This is a genomic window from Synechococcus sp. H55.10 (assembly GCF_047502715.1).
GTDB lineage: Bacteria > Cyanobacteriota > Cyanobacteriia > Thermostichales > Thermostichaceae > Thermostichus.
In genome coordinates this window covers 105,268-122,920 of record NZ_JANSJJ010000080.1, presented here as the reverse complement: position 1 = coordinate 122,920, position 17,653 = coordinate 105,268, and the positions used below count along the sequence as shown (strand labels likewise).

General features: G+C 59.2%; 16 protein-coding genes and 3 tRNA genes. 10 read left to right on the top strand and 9 right to left on the bottom strand.

Annotated elements, in window-relative coordinates; genetic code table 11:
* Positions 1–45: 45 nt before the first annotated feature.
* A tRNA-His gene (locus NW858_RS06495) sits at positions 46–118 on the bottom strand.
* A gap of 68 nt (positions 119–186) precedes the next feature.
* On the opposite strand from NW858_RS06495, the gene NW858_RS06490 reads away from it, so the two are divergent.
* A complete protein-coding gene (locus tag NW858_RS06490) occupies positions 187–987 on the top strand; it encodes a photosystem II S4 domain protein (RefSeq protein WP_414332675.1) in 801 nt (266 codons plus the stop codon).
* A gap of 49 nt (positions 988–1,036) precedes the next feature.
* Here the strand turns inward: NW858_RS06490 and NW858_RS06485 are convergent, their stop codons facing one another.
* From NW858_RS06485 to yidC, 4 genes are all read right to left on the bottom strand, one after another.
* Complete coding sequence (locus tag NW858_RS06485) at positions 1,037–1,948, bottom strand: homogentisate phytyltransferase (RefSeq protein WP_414520140.1); 912 nt, start codon at positions 1,946–1,948, stop codon at positions 1,037–1,039.
* 9 nt (positions 1,949–1,957) lie between these two features.
* Positions 1,958–2,452, bottom strand: a complete 495-nt coding sequence (locus NW858_RS06480) for a YceD family protein (protein WP_414332671.1) — start codon at positions 2,450–2,452, stop codon at positions 1,958–1,960.
* 86 nt (positions 2,453–2,538) lie between these two features.
* On the bottom strand, positions 2,539–3,132 hold the full coding sequence (locus NW858_RS06475) for a protein jag (RefSeq protein WP_414520139.1): 594 nt from the start codon (positions 3,130–3,132) through the stop codon (positions 2,539–2,541).
* A 70-nt stretch (positions 3,133–3,202) separates the two neighbouring features.
* A complete protein-coding gene (yidC, locus tag NW858_RS06470) occupies positions 3,203–4,393 on the bottom strand; it encodes a membrane protein insertase YidC (protein WP_414332667.1) in 1,191 nt (396 codons plus the stop codon).
* 198 nt (positions 4,394–4,591) lie between these two features.
* Between yidC and NW858_RS06465 the strand changes: the two genes are divergently transcribed.
* Both NW858_RS06465 and NW858_RS06460 read left to right on the top strand, forming a co-directional pair.
* Positions 4,592–4,663: transfer RNA gene (locus NW858_RS06465), tRNA-Asn, on the top strand.
* A 243-nt stretch (positions 4,664–4,906) separates the two neighbouring features.
* A complete protein-coding gene (locus NW858_RS06460; protein ID WP_414332700.1) occupies positions 4,907–5,425 on the top strand; it encodes an inorganic diphosphatase in 519 nt (172 codons plus the stop codon).
* Positions 5,426–5,431: 6 nt separating this feature from the next.
* On the opposite strand, the gene NW858_RS06455 is transcribed toward NW858_RS06460, so the two are convergent.
* Positions 5,432–7,048, bottom strand: a complete 1,617-nt coding sequence (locus NW858_RS06455) for a B12-binding domain-containing radical SAM protein (RefSeq protein WP_414520138.1) — start codon at positions 7,046–7,048, stop codon at positions 5,432–5,434.
* Positions 7,049–7,185: 137 nt separating this feature from the next.
* Between NW858_RS06455 and NW858_RS06450 the strand changes: the two genes are divergently transcribed.
* Complete coding sequence (locus NW858_RS06450; protein WP_414332663.1) at positions 7,186–8,034, top strand: methyltransferase domain-containing protein; 849 nt, start codon at positions 7,186–7,188, stop codon at positions 8,032–8,034.
* An 85-nt stretch (positions 8,035–8,119) separates the two neighbouring features.
* On the opposite strand, the gene NW858_RS06445 is transcribed toward NW858_RS06450, so the two are convergent.
* The gene (locus NW858_RS06445; protein WP_414337495.1) at positions 8,120–8,740 is read right to left on the bottom strand and encodes a uracil-DNA glycosylase; all 621 of its coding nucleotides are present in this window, start codon (positions 8,738–8,740) and stop codon (positions 8,120–8,122) included.
* A gap of 289 nt (positions 8,741–9,029) precedes the next feature.
* Between NW858_RS06445 and NW858_RS06440 the strand changes: the two genes are divergently transcribed.
* From NW858_RS06440 to NW858_RS06415, 6 genes are all read left to right on the top strand, one after another.
* Positions 9,030–10,490 (top strand): TldD/PmbA family protein, encoded by a 1,461-nt coding sequence (locus NW858_RS06440; protein ID WP_414376836.1) that lies wholly within the window; start codon positions 9,030–9,032, stop codon positions 10,488–10,490.
* Between the two features lie 15 nt (positions 10,491–10,505).
* The gene (locus tag NW858_RS06435; RefSeq protein WP_414520137.1) at positions 10,506–11,378 is read left to right on the top strand and encodes an Rpn family recombination-promoting nuclease/putative transposase; all 873 of its coding nucleotides are present in this window, start codon (positions 10,506–10,508) and stop codon (positions 11,376–11,378) included.
* Positions 11,379–11,391: 13 nt separating this feature from the next.
* Positions 11,392–12,732: a TldD/PmbA family protein gene (locus NW858_RS06430; protein WP_414348881.1), complete on the top strand. Its 1,341-nt coding sequence runs from the start codon at positions 11,392–11,394 to the stop codon at positions 12,730–12,732.
* Between the two features lie 4 nt (positions 12,733–12,736).
* The gene (locus NW858_RS06425) at positions 12,737–13,534 is read left to right on the top strand and encodes an MBL fold metallo-hydrolase (protein ID WP_414520136.1); all 798 of its coding nucleotides are present in this window, start codon (positions 12,737–12,739) and stop codon (positions 13,532–13,534) included.
* On the top strand, positions 13,531–13,956 hold the full coding sequence (locus NW858_RS06420) for a DUF2358 domain-containing protein (protein WP_414520135.1): 426 nt from the start codon (positions 13,531–13,533) through the stop codon (positions 13,954–13,956). Before NW858_RS06425 ends, NW858_RS06420 begins: the two co-directional genes overlap by 4 nt.
* Positions 13,957–14,028: 72 nt before the next feature.
* A tRNA-Ser gene (locus NW858_RS06415) sits at positions 14,029–14,113 on the top strand.
* Positions 14,114–14,451: 338 nt separating this feature from the next.
* Here the strand turns inward: NW858_RS06415 and NW858_RS06410 are convergent.
* Positions 14,452–14,997 (bottom strand): hypothetical protein, encoded by a 546-nt coding sequence (locus NW858_RS06410; RefSeq protein ID WP_414332647.1) that lies wholly within the window; start codon positions 14,995–14,997, stop codon positions 14,452–14,454.
* 229 nt (positions 14,998–15,226) lie between these two features.
* Positions 15,227–17,638: a DEAD/DEAH box helicase gene (locus tag NW858_RS06405; RefSeq protein WP_414348896.1), complete on the bottom strand. Its 2,412-nt coding sequence runs from the start codon at positions 17,636–17,638 to the stop codon at positions 15,227–15,229.
* Positions 17,639–17,653: the final 15 nt, after the last annotated feature.

Sequence of the window (17,653 nt, the reverse complement as noted above, 5' to 3'; positions counted from 1 at the left end):
ACTCATCTCTCACGTTGGGAGAGAGGTGAGGGCTGGCTGGGAAAGGGCGGACGATGGGAATCGAACCCACGAATGGAGGATCCACAATCCTCTGCCTTAACCGCTTGGCTACGCCCGCCAGGATTTCGGGTATCTAGCTTAGCATGGGAAAAACGGGACTGAGCTACAAAGTCGAAGCACCCCAAAATGCTACCCAAAGCCGATTTACTGCAAGGGGCAGAGTATCGAGAAACCCTGGCACGGGTCTTGGATTGGGGAGACCAAGCCCTCAAAACCTGGCAAGTGGTCTGGAGCGACTTCCTTTCCCCACCCGAACTAGCCGAGGTGCAAGCTCGGCTGCGCAACTTGACCGAACTCCAAGTGTGGGCTTGGGGAGGGTACCCCCAGGCAGAGCGCCAACGCTTGGCCCTGGCTCGCTCTGAAGTGAGTCTGGAGGTCGGGGATCCAAAGCCCGATCAAGAAGGGATCCCCTTGGCCGCCCTGCAGATTCAAGGCAACTTCCTGTTCGACCCGGCCACCCACCGGGATTTTCTGGGAGCCTTGTTGGCAGCCGGCATCGCCCGCGAGAAGGTGGGAGACATCCTCGTGTTGGGAGACTCAGGTGCCCAGGCCATTGTGGTGCCCGAACTGGTGGACTATCTCAGCCTCAACCTGACTCAGGTGCGCACGGTGCCTGTCAAAGTGAGCCGGATCCCTCTGAGCCAGTTGAAAGTTCAACCCCCCCGCGTCAAATCCATCACCAGCGTGGAAGCCTCTTTGCGCTTGGATGCAGTGGCCTCAGCCGGGTTCGGCATCTCCCGCAGCAAGATGGTGGAAGAAATCCAACGGGGGGAAGTGCGGGTCAATTGGAAGCCCATTACCCAAGCCAGCTACACCGTTGGCCCTCAGGATTGGATCGCCATTCGTGGCCGCGGCCGGCTGCAAATTGAAGAGGTAGCCGAAACAAAGAAAGGCCGCTTTCGAGTCCAAATGAAGCGGTATCTCTAGGTTTTTTCTGGCCTGAGCTTGGGCAGATCCTTAGCTACAGGAAAATGCTCTATAAAAAAGAGAAAAAAGCCCAAGGATAAAGCAAATACTCTAAGTAAAACAACTTCCAGATCAGTTGATAATAACCAACGATCGCATCTCGGCGACTGAGATCGAGGTGGACACCATAGCCTAAGAGGATCCCCAGCCCTAACAAATGACCCATCAACAGCCAGAGGCCGTTGCCCGCGAGGGGCAAGGAGATCCCCACCCCGATAAACCCCAGATAGCAAAAGGCCAAAATGGTGATACAAAACCTTGAAATCCGCTCTGGCCCAAAGCGCAATGAGAAGGTGGCAATGGCAAACTGGCGATCCCCCTCCATGTCGGGAATATCTTTAAAAAGGGCGATCACCAAGCCGAAAATCGACATAAATCCCGTTAGCCAAACAATCGGAGCAGAAAGCTCGACCCTTCCTTGCATCACCTGCTGAAAATGGCTGTAAAGGCCCAAATTGACGATCAAACCGCGCACGCTGTAAATGCAAGCCGAGGCCGCCAGCGGAAACCGCTTCAAACGCAAGGGGGGCAACGAATAGGCTGTGCCGATCCCATTGCTCAACAGCACCGTCAGCAACAGGTAAGGGATCCCAGCCGCGGCCAGCAGGAGGGACGCCGCCCCACAAGCCACGACGATCCCCAGCCCCTGTCGCCAACTCAGGCATCCGGCAGCCAAGGGCAAATGGGGTTTGTTGACGCGATCGATTTCCACATCCGTCAGTTGATTCAAGCCGACGATGTAGACGTTGGCCGCCAAACAGGCCGCCCAAGCCAAGCCCAATTGGGGCAGCGCCGAGAGAACCGGTTGCAGGGATCCGGCAGCCACGAACCCCGCCAACAGGTAGAGGCCCAGCACGCTGGCGCTGGTGCCATAGACGGTGTGAGGCCGAGCAAAACGCCAGAGAACTTGTGGACGCAACATTCAAAAAAGCTAGGGAGAATCTTTCAAGAAAGAAGCCAAAGCTGCCCAGCGGGGATCCACCGCCGGCGCGGGAGATTCCACCCCAATGCCCGGACAATCGGGACGGCAGGGCAACTGGCGGGGCATCTGCAGATGTAGGTGCTGGTACATCCAGTCTTCGACATCCAGCTCACCATTGCAGGGCAGGCTCTCCAGCAGATCTGCTTCGTCTTGCAATTCCAGCTCCAAGGGCAGAGGCTCGGAACTGGGCTCCCGGATCAGGATGATCTCCTCAACTGCCAGATGCAGCCGGTGGTTAAACTGCTGTAGGCAACGGTGACAGGTGAGAGTCACAATGGTGTGGGCTTCGGCACTGACCTCGAGAAAGTGGCCCCGATGGCTGACTTCTAGGGATCCCTCGACAGGGGTCAAGCTCTCAAAGCCCGCAAAAAATTGCTTGAACTGCAACGCCTGGGTCTGACCTGGCATCTGCCGCAGATCGGATAGACGAATGGGCCTTAACATCGCGCCCCCTCCTTCGCACGTTTTGGGTAGCAGAGATCCCTGTTGTCAGGGTAGCAAGAGAGCTCAACGGGTCGCGGCCCAAATTTTCAGGACGAGGAAGCCAGTCGGATCACCAGGCGACGGTCGGGCTCTTTACCACGGCTGAAGGTTTCCAAATCGGCGTAGGCAGGGTCTTTCAGCAGCGTGTGGATCTGCCGCCGCTCAGCAGCCGAGAGATCTGGAAACTCGTATTCGCGGCCACCGGCTCTCACCTTTTCCACAGCAGCAGCCACCAAAGCCTTCAGCTCCTGCAAACGCCGCTGACGATAGCCGTCCAGATCCAAAATATAGGGCTGCTGCTGGTCTTCCGGCAGGTTGAGGTTGAGAAGGGTGTTGGCCAGGTATTGCAACGCATCCAGCACCACAGGAGAGCGCTCTTCCTCCAGACCGGCCTCTCTGGAAGACGGCAAGGGCGATGCAGACACCTTGGAGAGCAGGAGTTGCTTCTGATCCGAAGTCAAAGAAGCCGCCTCGATTTCCAACACCTCACCCACCACCCGCACCTCCGCCGCGATCCCCATGGCCATCAGCACCTGCTGCAACCACTGCTTGGCTCGCTCTTGGTTGGCCACAAAGGTGGACTTGCTGGGGGAGTCAGATTTCTTAGCGGCAGATCCCGTAGAAGACTTAGGGCGGCTCATCTTGGGCAGCTTCCAACGTTGAAAGTGAGCTATCAACACTCAACAAGTCCACCCCAGCAGCTAGGCTTCCCTAGGGCTCAAAGGGCAGGGATTCACGGCCTTCCTTGGCTGCCCTGGGCTTGCTCGATTTCTCCACTTCCTTGGCCTCCACCGCTATTGTCTGGGCAGCCCGACGGCGCTCCTCTTCCACCAACTGCTGCAAGTTCTCCGGCAATGGCTCCCGCGAGAGCAAGAAAGTCTGCACCGTTTGGAAGATGTTGGAGACGAGGATGTAGAGCAAGACCCCCGCCGGCAACGGGAAAAACAGGAACATCGCCGAGAACAGCACCGGGGTAACACGAGCCATGGAACTCTGGCTGGGATCCTCTTTGCCCATATCCTGTCCGGCGTTCGTCAGGTACTGGTTCAGGTAAATGGACACCCCAAAGATGACGATCATGGCAATGATGTCCCAGTGGATGGTGCCATCCGGGTCAAAGGCTCCCACACGGCCCAACTTGTCGATGAACAGGAAACCGGTATCCGAGGCCAAACCGGGAATCGACACTTGCACAGTCACGTCCCCCGGCTGCAGGGCCAGCAAGGTGCCGTCTGGCTGGATCTGGGCGCGATCTTCCCCTTTGGTGATCTTCCAGGTGGGCTGCAACAGGTTGGGATCCCCACCTGCTTCTGTCACCAACTGCTCAAAGGGCTTGCCCCCCGGCCCCTGCAGCAAAAATTGCACCTCTTCCCCGACGGCGATCTTGGTACCCTTAGGCACCACCAGCACCACCGGCTTATGGAGAGAATCGGTCACAAAAATGTTCTTGCTGGGGCTAACGTAGGGAGCGGGCACCACCTCAGCCGCCACCTCCGCCGGCAGGATCTGCAAGTTGACGTCGTAGGTCACCGCCGCAAAGGGGGATCCCCGCAGGGTGGCAAACAGGGCAAACAGCACCGGCATTTGAATGAGCAGCGGCAGGCAGCCCCCCAAGGGATTGGCCCCCAGCTCGCTGTACAGCTTGGCCTGGGCTTCGCGCAGCTTTTGCGGATCGTCCCGATACTGCTCCTGGATTTCTCGCATCCGCCGCTGCATGACAGGGTTGATCACCTTCATGCGTCGCATGTTGCGGATGGATCCGACATTGAGCGGGTAGAGAGCAAAGCGGATCACCAACGTCAGGAAGATAATGGCCAGTCCATAGCTGGGCACGATCCCATAGAAAAAGTCCAGGATCGGCAGCATGACGTTGTTGGAGAGGAATCCGACTCCGAAGTCCATGAGGGGGTGCTGGCGAATGTCCGTAACCTATTGTAATGGCTTCCGTCCGGTTGACGAGGACGTTTTCCCGGGCTTTCCGCTAGAGCAGGGTTGACAAACCCACGCACAATCTGAACTGGGGATCCCAAGGCCACCCAAGAGCTCCTCATCGGCAGTTGCCTAGCGGTGCTTTTTTCTCCTATGATGGAAAACGCTTAATCCTCGGTAGCTCAGCGGTAGAGCGGTCGGCTGTTAACCGATTGGTCGCAAGTTCGAATCTTGCCCGGGGAGTGTGTCCGCAATTGATCGAAAAGCTGGATCGGGATCCCGCATGCTTGGGGGCGAAGGCCAAGTCTTCGGTCTTATCGAGGATGGGGCACCTCCCGATGGGGGGAGAAGGGATGTGAAGGCCGGCTGAGGAGCCTGCCTCGCCGGTTGGCTGCTCCCGGCAAAGCGTCCCTCTATCTTTTGCGGCAGGGAGTATGTCAAAATACCCTCTGGCTGTCTATTCCCACTTTGAGGGTGCCTGCTGTGATCGACCTGTCGCGGATCCCTGCCCAACCGAAGCCCGGCCTGCTCAACATTTTGATTGAGATCCCCGGCGGCAGCAAAAACAAGTATGAGTTCGACAAAGACATGGGGGCGATGGCGCTGGATCGGGTGCTCTACTCCTCGGTGCAGTATCCTTACGATTACGGCTTTGTGCCCAACACGCTGGCCGGAGATGGGGATCCCTTGGATGGCTTGGTGATTATGGATCAGCCCACCTTCCCCGGCTGTGTGGTCACGGTGCGCCCGTTGGGCATGCTGCAGATGATCGACGGCGGGGATCCGGATGAGAAGTTGCTGTGTGTGCCCGCTAAGGATCCCCGCTACGCTTCGGTAACCAAGCTGGAGGACATTGCCCAGCACCGCCTGGATGAGATTGCGGAGTTTTTTGCCACCTACAAGCGCCTGGAAAAGAAGGAAACCCAAATCTTGGGCTGGAAAGGCTTGGCCGAAGCCGAGGCGATCATTGCCAGTAGCATTGCCGCCTACAAACAGCCCAAGTAGGCACCTTCAAGAGCTGCCAACCGAAAAAGCTTCCTGGCGATGCTGTAGCAGTCGCTCTGGGGTGAGAGGGCCTTCGATGTGCTGCCAAGGCAGAGGATCCACTGGATCCCAGTCGCTGTGCACGCAGTAGTCCAAGGGCGGCAGTTGTCCCTTGAGCTCTTTGAAGGCGCGGCGGAAGCTGCCCAGAGACTCGCCCCACTGCCGCGCCAACTGCAAGACTCGGGCCACCCGCCGATCCCCCCGCGAGATGAGGGCTTGGATCACCGACCAACTGTAGCTTTCGGGACGGAACTCCACGCCCAGGGGACGCAGATGTTTTTGATACCACTGCAGCTTTTTCTCGGCCTGGGGATCCACCCCCTGCCACTGGAAGGGGGTGTGGGCCTTGGGCACAAAGGTGCTACAGCCCAAAGTCAAGCGCAGGCGGGGAGCCACCTTCTTGAGCTCCTTGAAAAGAGCAACCGTCGCTTCCAGGTCGGCCTGGGTTTCCGCCGGGATCCCCACCATGCCGTAGAACTTGATCCCCTTCAGGCCGCCGGCCTGGGCGTGGGCGGCCGCCGCCAAGATTTCTTCATTGGTCAGCTTCTTGTTGACGATCCGGCGCAGCCGTTCTGAGCCGCTTTCAATGGCCACGGTAATGGACTGGCTGCCGCGGCGGGAAAGCACTTGCGCCAAGCGAGGCGTGACCGTGCCCGTGCGCACCGAGGCCAGGCTAAGGCGCACCTGCTCAAAGCGATCCTGCGCCAGGTACTCCAGCAACTCCTCAAACTGGGGGTGCTGGGTTACCGAAGCCCCCAAAAGGCCAATCCGCTGGGTAACCTGCAACCCCCGCTCCACCGCCGGGATCAGATGCCCTTCTACGTCGGCCGCCCGGAAAGGCAAAGTTAGGTAGCTGGCTAGGCAAAAGCGGCACATCTCGGGGCAACTGCGCACCACCTCCACCATGTAGATGCTCTCCCAGGCCGCTTTGGGGGTAACCACGGTGGACACCGAGAGGGTGTTGCCGCGGAAGGTGTGCTTGCGGATGGAGCTGGGGATCCCGTCCCGCTTGGGAATGACCTTTTCCACCGGGCCGTCGGGGCCGCGGTAGTGGACTTCGTAGAGGCTGGGCACGTAGATCCCCGGCACCTGAGCCAGCGCCTGCAGCTTTTCGGCCCGGGATCCCTGCCGCACCTGCTGATAGGTCTGGATCATCTGCTCCACCAGGCCTTCCCCGTCTCCCAGCAGGATCAAGTCAAAGAACGCAGCAAAGGGCTCAGGGTTGGCCGTCAACACCGGGCCGCCGCCAAAAACCAAGGGATGCGCTTCTTCCCGCGCCTCGGCCTGGAGGGGGATCCCCTGTCGTTCCAACAGATCCAGGATATGGACGTAGTCCAGCTCCCAAGACAGGGAAAAACCCACCAGCTCCGGATCCCGCGGCAGCGGCTCGGCCAGGTCGGTAAACAGGCGGGCAACCGCCACCTCGCGGCGGCTGGCCAGCAGGCTCCAGATGACCTGGTAGCCGAGGCTGGTGATCCCTACCGAGTAGGTGTTGGGAAAGGCGTAGATGACCCGCACCGCGTCAGGCGCAGGTGTGGCCGGGGTGAAGAGAAGCTGTTCCAGAGCCAATTCCGAGGTGGCCAAGGCAGTCTAAGAAAGGGGGATGGGCGGCAAGGGCCTACTTTCCCAGCTTAATCGGGGTTTTGTCAGGCTGCGTCCAGGGCCAGCAGGGACGGCCAGATCGTCCAGAATGGAAGGGATCCCGACCCGCTCCTACCTGGATGGCTTCCCCCCTCAACCAACGCATCCGCCGCTTCTACGATGCTTCCTCCGGCCTGTGGGAGCAGGTGTGGGGGGAGCACATGCACCACGGCTACTATGAGCCGGGCCAGACCGGCAAGGATCGCCGCCAAGCCCAGATCGATCTCATGGAGCGAGTGATTCAATGGGGCCAGATCGGGGATCCTAAACCCCCTCAGCACATCCTCGATCTCGGCTGTGGCATTGGAGGGAGCAGCCTGGAGCTGGCGCGGCGCTTTGGCGCCGAGGTAACAGGCATTACCCTCAGCCCTGTCCAGGCCCGACGGGCCACGCAGCGGGCCCAGGAGGCCAGTCTGAGCCACAGGGTGCGCTTTTGGGTGGCCGATGCCCTGGAAATGCCCTTTGCCGACCACACCTTCGATCTGGTCTGGGCTCTGGAAAGCGGCGAGCACATGCCAGATAAGCGGCGGTTTCTGGCCGAGGGCTGGCGGGTCTTGCAGCCGGGCGGGCAGATGATGGTGGTGACCTGGTGCCACCGCGAGGGATCCCTGAGCCGCCAGGATCAGCGGCTTTTGCAGCAGATCTACGACGTGTACTGCCTGCCCTATGTCATCAGCTTGTCGGAGTATGAAGCACTGGCCCAAGAGGTGGGGTTCGAGCAGTTGCGCACCGCCGACTGGTCGGAGCGGGTGGCCCCCTTTTGGGATGAGGTAATTGCCTCGGCTCGCGATTGGCGGTGGATCCCGGCTTTGGTGCGCAGCGGCTGGGTCACCGTTCGTGGGGCGCTGGGGCTGGGCCTGATGCGGCGGGCCTATGCCACCGGCTTGCTGCGCTTTGGCTTGCTGAGCGGCTTCAAGCCTGCAAGTTAGGGATCCCATACCCCCCTCTCCCAAGGGAGAGGGGCTGGGGGTGAGGGCAGCAGCGCTGGCCACGTAAGCGACAGGGAAAGTGGGCTCAAAAGTCCTGCTGGGGTGGCGTTGCGCCAGCAAGTTCTAGGTACTTCTGCTTCACCGCCTGAATATCCTGCCACATCAACCACTTGGGGCTGCCGGGGGTGCGGTCAGGGTTGCGCAGCAAGTAGGCGGGGTGGAAGATGGGCATGCACCAGCGCCCCTGCCACTGGATCCACTCGCCGCGGATCTTGGTAATGCCCCGCTTATCCCCCAAAAGGGAGCGCACCGAAGTGGCCCCCGTCAACAAAATGATCCAGGGATCCACCAGGCGAATCTGCTCCAAGAGATAGGGTCGGCAGGCGTCCATCTCCGCCTGGGTGGGTACGCGGTTGTTGGGGGGGCGGCACTTGACCACATTGCAGATGTAAGTATCCCGCTCGGGATCGAGCCCCACCGAGGCCAGGATCTTGTCCAGCAACTGGCCGGACTTACCTACAAAGGGCAGGCCTTGCAGATCTTCGTTTTCCCCCGGCCCCTCGCCAACAATCACGATCTTGGCTTTAGGGTTACCTCGGTGCACCACCACATGGGTACGGTTGGCCGCCAACTCACAGCGCTGGCAGACTCGGCAGTGCTGCTCCAGTTGTTCTAGATCCCGATAGGTGCCGGGGGGAATGGGCACCTGAGCCGAGAGCGGGATCTGATCCAGTTGGGGAAGCGTCTCCGTTGCAGAGGCAGGTGGCTCTAGGGGATCGTCAAATAGGCTGGGCTGAAGCTCCGAGGGTCTTTTCTTGGCAGCCATTGCAAGGTGAGGGATCCTTGTGCAGCGATCTTCGGCCGCTCCTCTGCCCTTGTCAAGCTTGGAGTCTCTTTCCCCAAAAGGGCAGCCTTTACGTCTTGTTAAACTGAGGGAGCAAAAGATGGCGGCATCTAGCCTGCCCTTTCCCTCTTTTGAGTGCTCTCGGCCTACTATGCTGCTTTTATCCAAAGAACTGCCCAACCTCGACTACCGCCCCACCCTGCAGCGCTTCGGCGAGGATTGGCGGGATCCCCTTTCAACTCTCTTGGGGTGGGGGCGGGCTGCCGGCGCCGATCTGGTGGAGATCTTCCTGGAGCGGGCTAACTCCATCAGTTGCCTGGCAGAAGACGACACCCTCACCAGCATCACCCCTCGACTTTCCACCGGCGCGGGGGTGCGGGTGTTTCGCGGCCTGGCCGACTGCTACGTCAGCACCAACGATCTCTCCTTTGCCGGCCTCAAAGCTGCTCTAGAAAAAGGCCTGCTCTTGATGGGCCTCACCCCCCCTGGCCCTGCTGCTTTGGTCTGCACCGTCAACCTAGGGCTGCTCCAGGACTACGCCGAGCGCCGCGGTAAAGACGGCTGGCTCAAGGAATGCAGCTCCCTTGCCGAGATGGGGGAGATCCTGCTGCGGGCCAACGCAGAGCTGAAGCGGCAAGCTCACCATGTTCAGTCCCGCCGCACCAACTACTTCCGTGACTGGCAGGAGATCCTGGTGGCCTGCAGCGACGGCACCTTTGTGCGCGACATCCGCCTTACCCAGTCGGTTAGTTCTACCCTGCTCTGTGCCGATGGGGATCATCGCGCTTCCGTTAGCCAGCGCGCAGGGGGCACCAGGGATCCCGACTTTTTGCGCCGCTGGGATCTCGTAGCCCACAGCCAGGAGCTGGCAGAAGCCGCCGGCCAGATGCTCTATGCCGACTATGTGGAATCGGGCACCTACCCGATTGTAATGTCCAACGCCTTTGGCGGCGTCATCTTCCACGAGGCCTGTGGGCATCTCTTGGAAACGACCCAGATCGAGCGCAAAACCACTCCCTTTGCCGACAAAAAAGGCCAGAAAATTGCCCACAAAAACCTCACCGCCTGGGACGAGGGGCTTTCCGAGGGGGCCTTTGGCAGCCTGGACGTGGACGACGAGGGCATGCCCGTCCAGCGCACCCTGCTCATTGAAAAGGGCATTTTGAAAAACTTCCTGGCCGATCGGGCCGGCTCCATGCGCACCGGCCATCCCCGCACCGGCAGTGGTCGCCGGCAAAACTACACCTTTGCCCCTGCCAGCCGCATGCGCAACACCTACATCGCCCCCGGCGACGCCGAACTGGACGACCTGTTTGCCTCTATTGACAAAGGCATCTACTGCAAGCGCATGGGGGGCGGCAGTGTCGGCCCCACTGGCCAATTTAACTTTGCCGTGGAAGAAGCCTATCTCATCCAAAATGGCAAAATCACCAAGCCTCTCAAGGGAGCCACGCTGATTGGAGAAGCCAAGGATATCTTGACCAAGATCTCCATGTGCTCCAAGGATCTCCGCCTGGCGCCTGGCTTCTGCGGTTCTGTCAGCGGCAGCATCTACGTTACTGTGGGTCAGCCCCACATCAAGGTGGACTCTATCACCGTGGGCGGGCGCTAGTTTCAGGGATCCCCCATGGCCTACGACAACATCTGCAAGTACCTGGCGGAGCGCTTTCCGGAGCAGTTTGCCCGTTGGCTGATGGGAGAGGTAGCTCTGCCGGTACAGCTTCTGCCCACAGAACTGTCGGAGGAGCCCATGCGAGCCGATTCGGTCATTCTGCTAGGGCTACAGCAGGGCATTTTGCATCTGGAATTTCAAACAGATCCGGATCCTGAAATCCCCTTTCGCATGGCCGACTATCGGCTCCGCCTCTATCGGAAATATCCCCAGCTATCGGTGCGGCAGGTGGTCATTTATCTTCGCAAAACGCGCTCGCAGCGGGTCTTCCAAACCTCTTTTCGCCTAGAAAGGCTAAGCCATGAGTTTGAGGTCGTTCGCCTCTGGGAGTGTAACTTGCCAGCCAGGGTCGATTGGCCAGCCCTGCTGCCTTTTCGAGTCTTGAGCCAGGTGGAGGATCCTGGAGAAACCTTACGAGAAGTCGTTGCTGAGCTGGAGCGCTTGCCAGAGTCCAGCGAGCAGCGGGAATTGGCAGCGGCAACAGCCGTTTTGGCAGGACTAGCATTGGATCGGGGCTTGATTCGGCAAATCATGAGGTCCTTGGATATGAGGGAATCGGTGATCTACCAGGAATGGCGGGCAGAAGCTCTGCGGGAGGGGTTGGAAGCAGGGCGCAAAGAAGGCTTGCAACTGGGCTTACAACAGGGTTTGCAACACGGGGAAGCAACACTGGTTTTGCGGCTTTTGCGGCGGAAGCTGGGATCCCTTGACCCGGCCTTGGAAAACCAGATTTGGGCCTTGCCGCCGTCGCAACTGGAAGCGCTGGGGGAAGCTTTGTTGGATTTCCACAGCGTGGAGGACTTGACCGCCTGGCTGGCCCGTCGGTAGGGAAGGAGTAGCGATGTTGCAAGTTGAGGCCTTGGCCGAACAGGCGCAAAGCTGTGCCAAACGTTTGGGGATCCCCCAGTTTGATCTCTACGGAGCCGAGGTGGACGAGACCAGCGTGCAGGTGGAGCAGGGGGAGCCCCGTCAGGTAAAAGCCTCTCACCGCTGCAGTGTGACGGTGCGGGCCTGGAACGACCAGGGCCAGGTGGGGGTGACTTCCACCACCGCTGTGGACGAGGCAGGGCTGGAACTGGCTCTGCAGACGGCCTTTGAAGCCAGCCACTTCGGCGTGCGGGAACACGCACCCCAATTGAGTCCAGAAGCGAAGCTGCCCATTCTCCAGCCCTGTAACGCCAAAAGGCCGCTGGCGCTGGCCAGCGAGCTTCTGGAGCAACTGCTGGCCGCTGAGAAGGCTTTACTGGGATCCCATCCCGCCATCCAGGGGGTACCCTACAACGGCCTGGCCCAGCGGCAGATCGACCGCTTTTACCTCAACAGCGACCAGGCTCTGCGGCAGGAGGGCCACACCCTGACCTCGGTCTTTCTCTACGGCAAGGCAGAACAGGAGGGTCGCAAACCCCGCAGCGCCGGCGCTATGCGGGTAGCCCGCAGCCTGGAGGAGTTGGATATCCAGGGCTGCGTCAAGGAAGCAGCCGAGAAACTCATCAGCCACCTGGAGTACGAGCGGATCCCTTCGGGGAAATACACAGTGGTTTTTTCCGGGGAAGCTTTTTTAAGCCTCTTGGGCGCTTTCTCCAATCTCTTCAACGCCCAAAACATCCTGGACAACCAAAGCCTGTCCACTCCCGACTCACTGGGCAAGCAGATTGCCTCGCCGCTGCTCTCGGTGTGTGATGACGCCTTGCACCCTACCAACGTGAGCGCAATTAGCTTCGACGGTGAAGGCACTCCCACCCGCCGCGTTCCCCTCATCACCAATGGAGTTCTGACCCACTTTTTGCACAGCGCCGGCACCGCCAAACGCCTGGGGGCCCAGCCCACGGGACATGCCAATATCGGCGCTAAGGTGACGGTGGCGGCCCACTACTACCACGTCTTTGCCGGGGCTCCACCAGAGAGCACCTACGACCTGGCTACGGCTGAGAATGTGGTCTGGATTGACGAGCTGCAGGCTCTCCATGCCGGAGTCAAGCCTCTGCAGGGATCCTTTTCCCTGCCCTTTCAGGGCTGGTGGGTGCGCCAGGGAGAGCGCATCAGTATCGAGGCGGCAACGGTAGCGGGGGATTTTCTAGGACTCTTGCAGTCGATTTTCTACGTCGAGCCGGAGCCCCAAATCACCCCTGCTGGTTTGTGTCCTCGCATTTGGGTAGCCGATCTCTCCATCACCGGGCAGTAGCACCATGAAACTCACCCGCATCGACCTCAACAGTTGGCTAATCCATACCCAGACCCAGACTTTTCTGCTGGATCCGTGGCTGGTGGATCCCTTGGTGTTCTTTGGCCTGCCCTGGTTCATCCGCCTGGAGCACCGCCAGGTGCCGCCCTTCACACCAGAAACCCTGCCCAAACTCGACGCCATCCTCCTCAGCCAGGGCCAGCCGGATCATTGCCACCCCCCCACCCTGCAGCGGCTGAACCGGCAGATCCCGGTTTTCGCTTCTCCAACAGCCGCCCGCGTGGCACGGAGCCTTGGCTTTAAGAGGGTGCAGGCCCTGGATCCCTGGCAGTCAGTGCAGTGGGGAGATCTGCGCATCACAGCGGTTCCGGGAGCACCTCTAGGGCCGGTGCGGGAGCTGGGCTTTTTGCTGGAGGAGCTGCCGACCCAGACGCGGCTTTACTACGAGCCCCACCTCTCCCAACCGGATATCCGCCCGCGGCTGCAGCAGGAGTTTGCCCCCATCCACACCCTGCTGATCCCGGTGGTGGGGCAGATCTTTCCCCTCTTGGGCGAGGTGATCATGGGGCCGGAGCGGGCCCTGCAGGTGGTGGCCGCCCTGCGCCCACAGCAGGTGATTCCCACCGCTCTGGGAGAGGTAGATTACCACGGCTGGTTTGCCGCCCAGATCCGCCCTCTGGGGAGCCTAGAGGAGTTCCGGGAAAAGCTGGGATCCCTGAACGCCGCCACTGGCCAATCCATCCGGCTGTGCTGTCCTGCCCCGGGAGAGACGGTATCCCTTCCTGCTGAGGTCAGAGCATGAGCCACCCTTCTCAGGCCAGCCTCGACCTGGTGGCCATCCTGCGGGCCGATTACGCCCGCTTTCCTCGGGATCAAACCTACTCCCTCTACGATCCCCAGGTCTATTTCCGGGATCCCCTCAACGAGTTTCGCGGCCTGGATCGCTACCGGGCCATGATTGCTAGCCTAGAGCGCTGGCTGCAGGATATCCATCTTGAGCTGCACGACATCCACCAGAGCGGCAGCCACATCCGCAGCGAGTGGACGCTGAGGGGATCCCTGTCTTTTTTGCCCTGGCGTCCCCGCCTGTGCATCCCCGGCTGGACAGAGATGCGGCTTAACCCCGCAGGTCTCATCGAATCCCACATCGACCACTGGCGCTGCTCCCGCTGGAAGGTGATGCGGCAAATGTTTCGGCCTGGGGATGCCAAAGGATCCTCTTAGTGACCGCCATCCTTTGCTAGGATCACAAAGCTGACTTTTTAGCTCTGCTGGAAAGTCATTAATCTGTGCGCTGGAGAGATGGCCGAGTGGTCGAAGGCGCAGCACTGGAAATGCTGTGTGGGGCAACTCACCGTGGGTTCGAATCCCACTCTCTCCGTTATCAGGTAGTCCACTGGTATCCACCCAAGTCCAGAAAGTTCTTATCTGGTGAGGCTTCTGGGCTTTTTGGTGTCCAGGGAAGTCTGGCCAAGTCCACTGAGATCCAGGCTACAGTGGGACACGGCAAGCGGGGTCGGGCATGGACCTAACGGAGTTGGCCATCAGAAGTGCCAAGCCCAGTTCGAGCTCTGCACAACCAATGCCACTGATCCAAACCTCATTGTCAGCTTCATCGGACGGATCCCTGATTCAATGTAGTCAATTTCTTCTCTTCTTGGATTAGCCAACATTTAGCGTAAAGTTTAGCTCTACGAATTAGTTAATGTATAGTTCGGGTTACCTTCCTCTCGTCAGTCTTTCAATCAGAACATCTATTGATCCGACGCAATGATGGTTTGCTGGAATGGAGTAATACTTTTCTTCTGCTCCACGAATTTTAGGGTTAACGATTGGAAACTCTCCATCTTGCAAGGCATTAAAAAATTCAGTGTCGAGCGCTACCGTACGTAACAAGTCGTTCCGAGGCAAGTGATGCACTAACCAAACCTCATGTTCTCCTTCTCTTTTTCTTTGAGCATTTTGAACCTTGTCAGGTCTAATCCACAGAGGCTGATGTTCGTCGACCGAGGTTGTCAATGGCCCAGTAATTTCAAGGTACACGTTTGTTCCAACGACAAAGATATCTGGATCACCTTTCTCGTGACCATGCTGTGTTGCGTTCCCAGGTAGGTACTCTGACTGGCCTGTCCCTAAACCTCTAAATTCAACTTGAATTCTGCCATCAGACATAGACTCCAGAAGCTTTGCAACCTTATGCTCTCGCTTTGCAGACTCCTCCCAGGAATGTTTGTACTTATCTTTCCAATAGTTGAAGTCAGGCACGTTGTACTCACCTCATTTTCTTAACTCTGATAAAGCCCAAAGGCTTTTTTCCCAGATAGAGTATCATCCATGAACACCCCTGGAATCTGTCCAGCAGCTCAATCACTTCTGAAGGCTTTGAAGTAGGATTACACTGGGGTTGGTCAAAAGGCTAGCAGCTAGGCTTTCTGCAAACAGTGGCATAGCTACACTTGTGTCCCTGAAAAAGAGAAAGTCAGTAATTCTAGTTCTAGATCAGCTCGCTGACCGGGAAGCGATCCAGCATCTTTTGGGCTTCGCGGGCATTTTCCCGCAACTCTGACGGCAGATGGGGGACATAGGGGATCTGAGAAAGCAAATCCAACGTGCGACGGATCAGGCGCACCAAGTCGCCGGCATCCAGGTTGGTACTGGCCTCTAAGGTTTTCCAAGGAGTCCCTTGCGCCCAGTGTTCCACGATCCCGGCCAAGCTGGGCTCAAACCCAATCGGCACATGAAACACCTGGTGTTGCCGCTGGCTGCGGAACAGTTGCCGCCGCAGGCCCCGTAACCCATGCAACACATCCTCCACCAGCCCCGAGGTGCGCAGCCGGCTGTAGGTACCTGAACGGGGAGGCTCTGAAACCAAGGCAGCCACAACTCCGGCCAGATGATGAGGAGCACAGCCTTGACATTCCCCAGAGAGCAGAGCCAGCGCCAGCCAGAGCTCGTTATCCCCTCGCAGAGCGGCCACCACCTCTCCGCTGGCGGTAGGTTGATACTCCCGCAGACAGTCGAACTCCTGCAACACCCCCACCAAGGCCATAAATTGCTGCCAGCGCAACTCCTGCACCGAATCGCTTTGCCGCTCCAGATGCTCAAGGCGCTTGAGCAAGCGCTGCCGTTTTTCTCGTAGGCCCAGCAGTTTTTTCCCCACTTGGTGGGCGGGATTCTCTCGGATTTGAGCTTCCAGGGCGCGGATCTTTTCCTCTTGGGCTTGGATGTGGGGAAAAGCCAACAGGCGCAGGGTGGGATCCGGCTCGGCTTCTCGCTGTTTGAGTAGGTAGCGCAAGATGCGCCGTTCTTCCCGCCGCTGCGCCTGCATTTTCTCATAGCGGGCGATATCTTCAGCAGAAATATCTCCCAGGAGGCGGTCGATCTCTTCCAGCTCGGCGCGCGTCTGCTGCAGTTCTTGTTGTTCGGGCAGCTTTTGCAGCGAGAGCAAATACTGGCCAAAGCTGCGGTTAATGAGATCCCGCGCCGCTTCCAAAGAGTGCTTTTGCAGCAGGTTCAGCACCATGCCATAGGTGGGGGTAAACTGGCTCACCAAGGGATCCGCCCCCGCCGTGGCCAGCCGCGCCGCCTCTTGCGCCCCTTCAAAGGGGGATTGCAACGTCACCACATGCCCGATCACATCTTTGCCCCGTCGTCCGGCCCGGCCCGACATTTGCATAAACTCAGAGGCGGTCAAGAGGCGGTGGCCGTTATCGGTGCGCTTGGAAAGAGAAGAGATGACCGTGGTGCGGGCGGGCATGTTGATCCCGGCGGCCAAGGTCTCGGTGGCGAAGACCAGCTTCACCAATCCCTGCTGAAACAGGTGCTCCACCAAGCCCTTCCAGGCGGGCAACATGCCGGCATGGTGGGCGGCAATACCCCGGTAGAGGGCATCCAGTTGATCCCGACGCACAGCTTCCGGCGTTTCCCGGCAAAAGCAGTCGATCTGCTCGGCCAACTGCTGCCGTTCTGCCTCGCTGGCGATTAAGTCCAAGTTCCCCACACCGGCCACCGCCAGGTCGCAACCTTTGCGGCTGAAAATGAAATAGATGGCCGGCAACATATCTCGCTGGCGCAAGTTTTCCACCACCTGCACCATATCTGGCACCCCCCCATAGGAGGACTGGCCGGACTTGGAGGGTTTGCTTTTTAGGCGGCGATTGCGAACCCACTGGCCCGACTCCGTTTGCTCCAGCAGGGGGAACAGTCCTTTGCGATTGGCAAAGTGAAATTGCAGCGGCACCGGGCGATGGCTGGAGTCGATCAGGCGGGTGGGACCATGCACCTGGTTCATCCAGTCGGCGAGCTGGTCGCTGTTGGCCAGGGTGGCCGAAAGGGCGATGAGCTGGATTGTAGGGGGGCAATAGATGATCGCTTCTTCCCAGACGGTGCCCCGCTGCTGGTCGTTCATGTAGTGGCATTCGTCCAGGATCACCGCCTGCACATCCCGCAAGGGATCCCGGTTCAGGGCCTCCGCATCCTCCCAAGGTTCCATCTCACTGGCGTAGGCCCCTCTCTGAACCGCCAGAGAGAGCGGCGTGCCGTAGAGCATGTTGCGGAAGATCTCGGTGGTCATCACCAAGATCGGCGCCTCCCGGTTGATGGAGATGTCGCCGGTGAGGAGGCCAACCCGCTCCGGGCCGAATTGCTGGCCGAAATCGCGAAACTTTTGGTTGGAAAGAGCCTTCAGAGGGGTTGTATAAAAAGCCCGCTTGCCCTGGGACAAGGCCCGATAGATAGCATATTCTCCGATCAGGGTCTTGCCGGATCCAGTGGGAGCACAGACCACCACCGATTCCCCTGCCGCCAGAACCTGAATGGCCCGGATCTGAAATTCGTCCAGCTCGAAGGGGAAAAGCTGCCGCAACTCGTCCAGCAAATCGGTTGCCGGGGAGAGAAGCGCATTCATGGGATCCAAGAAGTC

What these genes read in the sequence shown, in the direction of transcription:
- NW858_RS06490 (WP_414332675.1), top strand. Translation starts at nt 187, where the DNA reads ATGCTACCCAAAGCCGATTTACTGCAAGGGGCAGAGTATCGAGAAACC.
- NW858_RS06485 (WP_414520140.1), bottom strand. Translation starts at nt 1,948, where the DNA reads ATGTTGCGTCCACAAGTTCTCTGGCGTTTTGCTCGGCCTCACACCGTC.
- NW858_RS06480 (WP_414332671.1), bottom strand. Translation starts at nt 2,452, where the DNA reads ATGTTAAGGCCCATTCGTCTATCCGATCTGCGGCAGATGCCAGGTCAG.
- NW858_RS06475 (WP_414520139.1), bottom strand. Translation starts at nt 3,132, where the DNA reads ATGAGCCGCCCTAAGTCTTCTACGGGATCTGCCGCTAAGAAATCTGAC.
- yidC (WP_414332667.1), bottom strand. Translation starts at nt 4,393, where the DNA reads ATGGACTTCGGAGTCGGATTCCTCTCCAACAACGTCATGCTGCCGATC.
- NW858_RS06450 (WP_414332663.1), top strand. Translation starts at nt 7,186, where the DNA reads ATGGCTTCCCCCCTCAACCAACGCATCCGCCGCTTCTACGATGCTTCC.
- NW858_RS06440 (WP_414376836.1), top strand. Translation starts at nt 9,030, where the DNA reads ATGCTGCTTTTATCCAAAGAACTGCCCAACCTCGACTACCGCCCCACC.
- NW858_RS06435 (WP_414520137.1), top strand. Translation starts at nt 10,506, where the DNA reads ATGGCCTACGACAACATCTGCAAGTACCTGGCGGAGCGCTTTCCGGAG.
- NW858_RS06430 (WP_414348881.1), top strand. Translation starts at nt 11,392, where the DNA reads ATGTTGCAAGTTGAGGCCTTGGCCGAACAGGCGCAAAGCTGTGCCAAA.
- NW858_RS06425 (WP_414520136.1), top strand. Translation starts at nt 12,737, where the DNA reads ATGAAACTCACCCGCATCGACCTCAACAGTTGGCTAATCCATACCCAG.
- NW858_RS06420 (WP_414520135.1), top strand. Translation starts at nt 13,531, where the DNA reads ATGAGCCACCCTTCTCAGGCCAGCCTCGACCTGGTGGCCATCCTGCGG.
- NW858_RS06405 (WP_414348896.1), bottom strand. Translation starts at nt 17,638, where the DNA reads ATGAATGCGCTTCTCTCCCCGGCAACCGATTTGCTGGACGAGTTGCGG.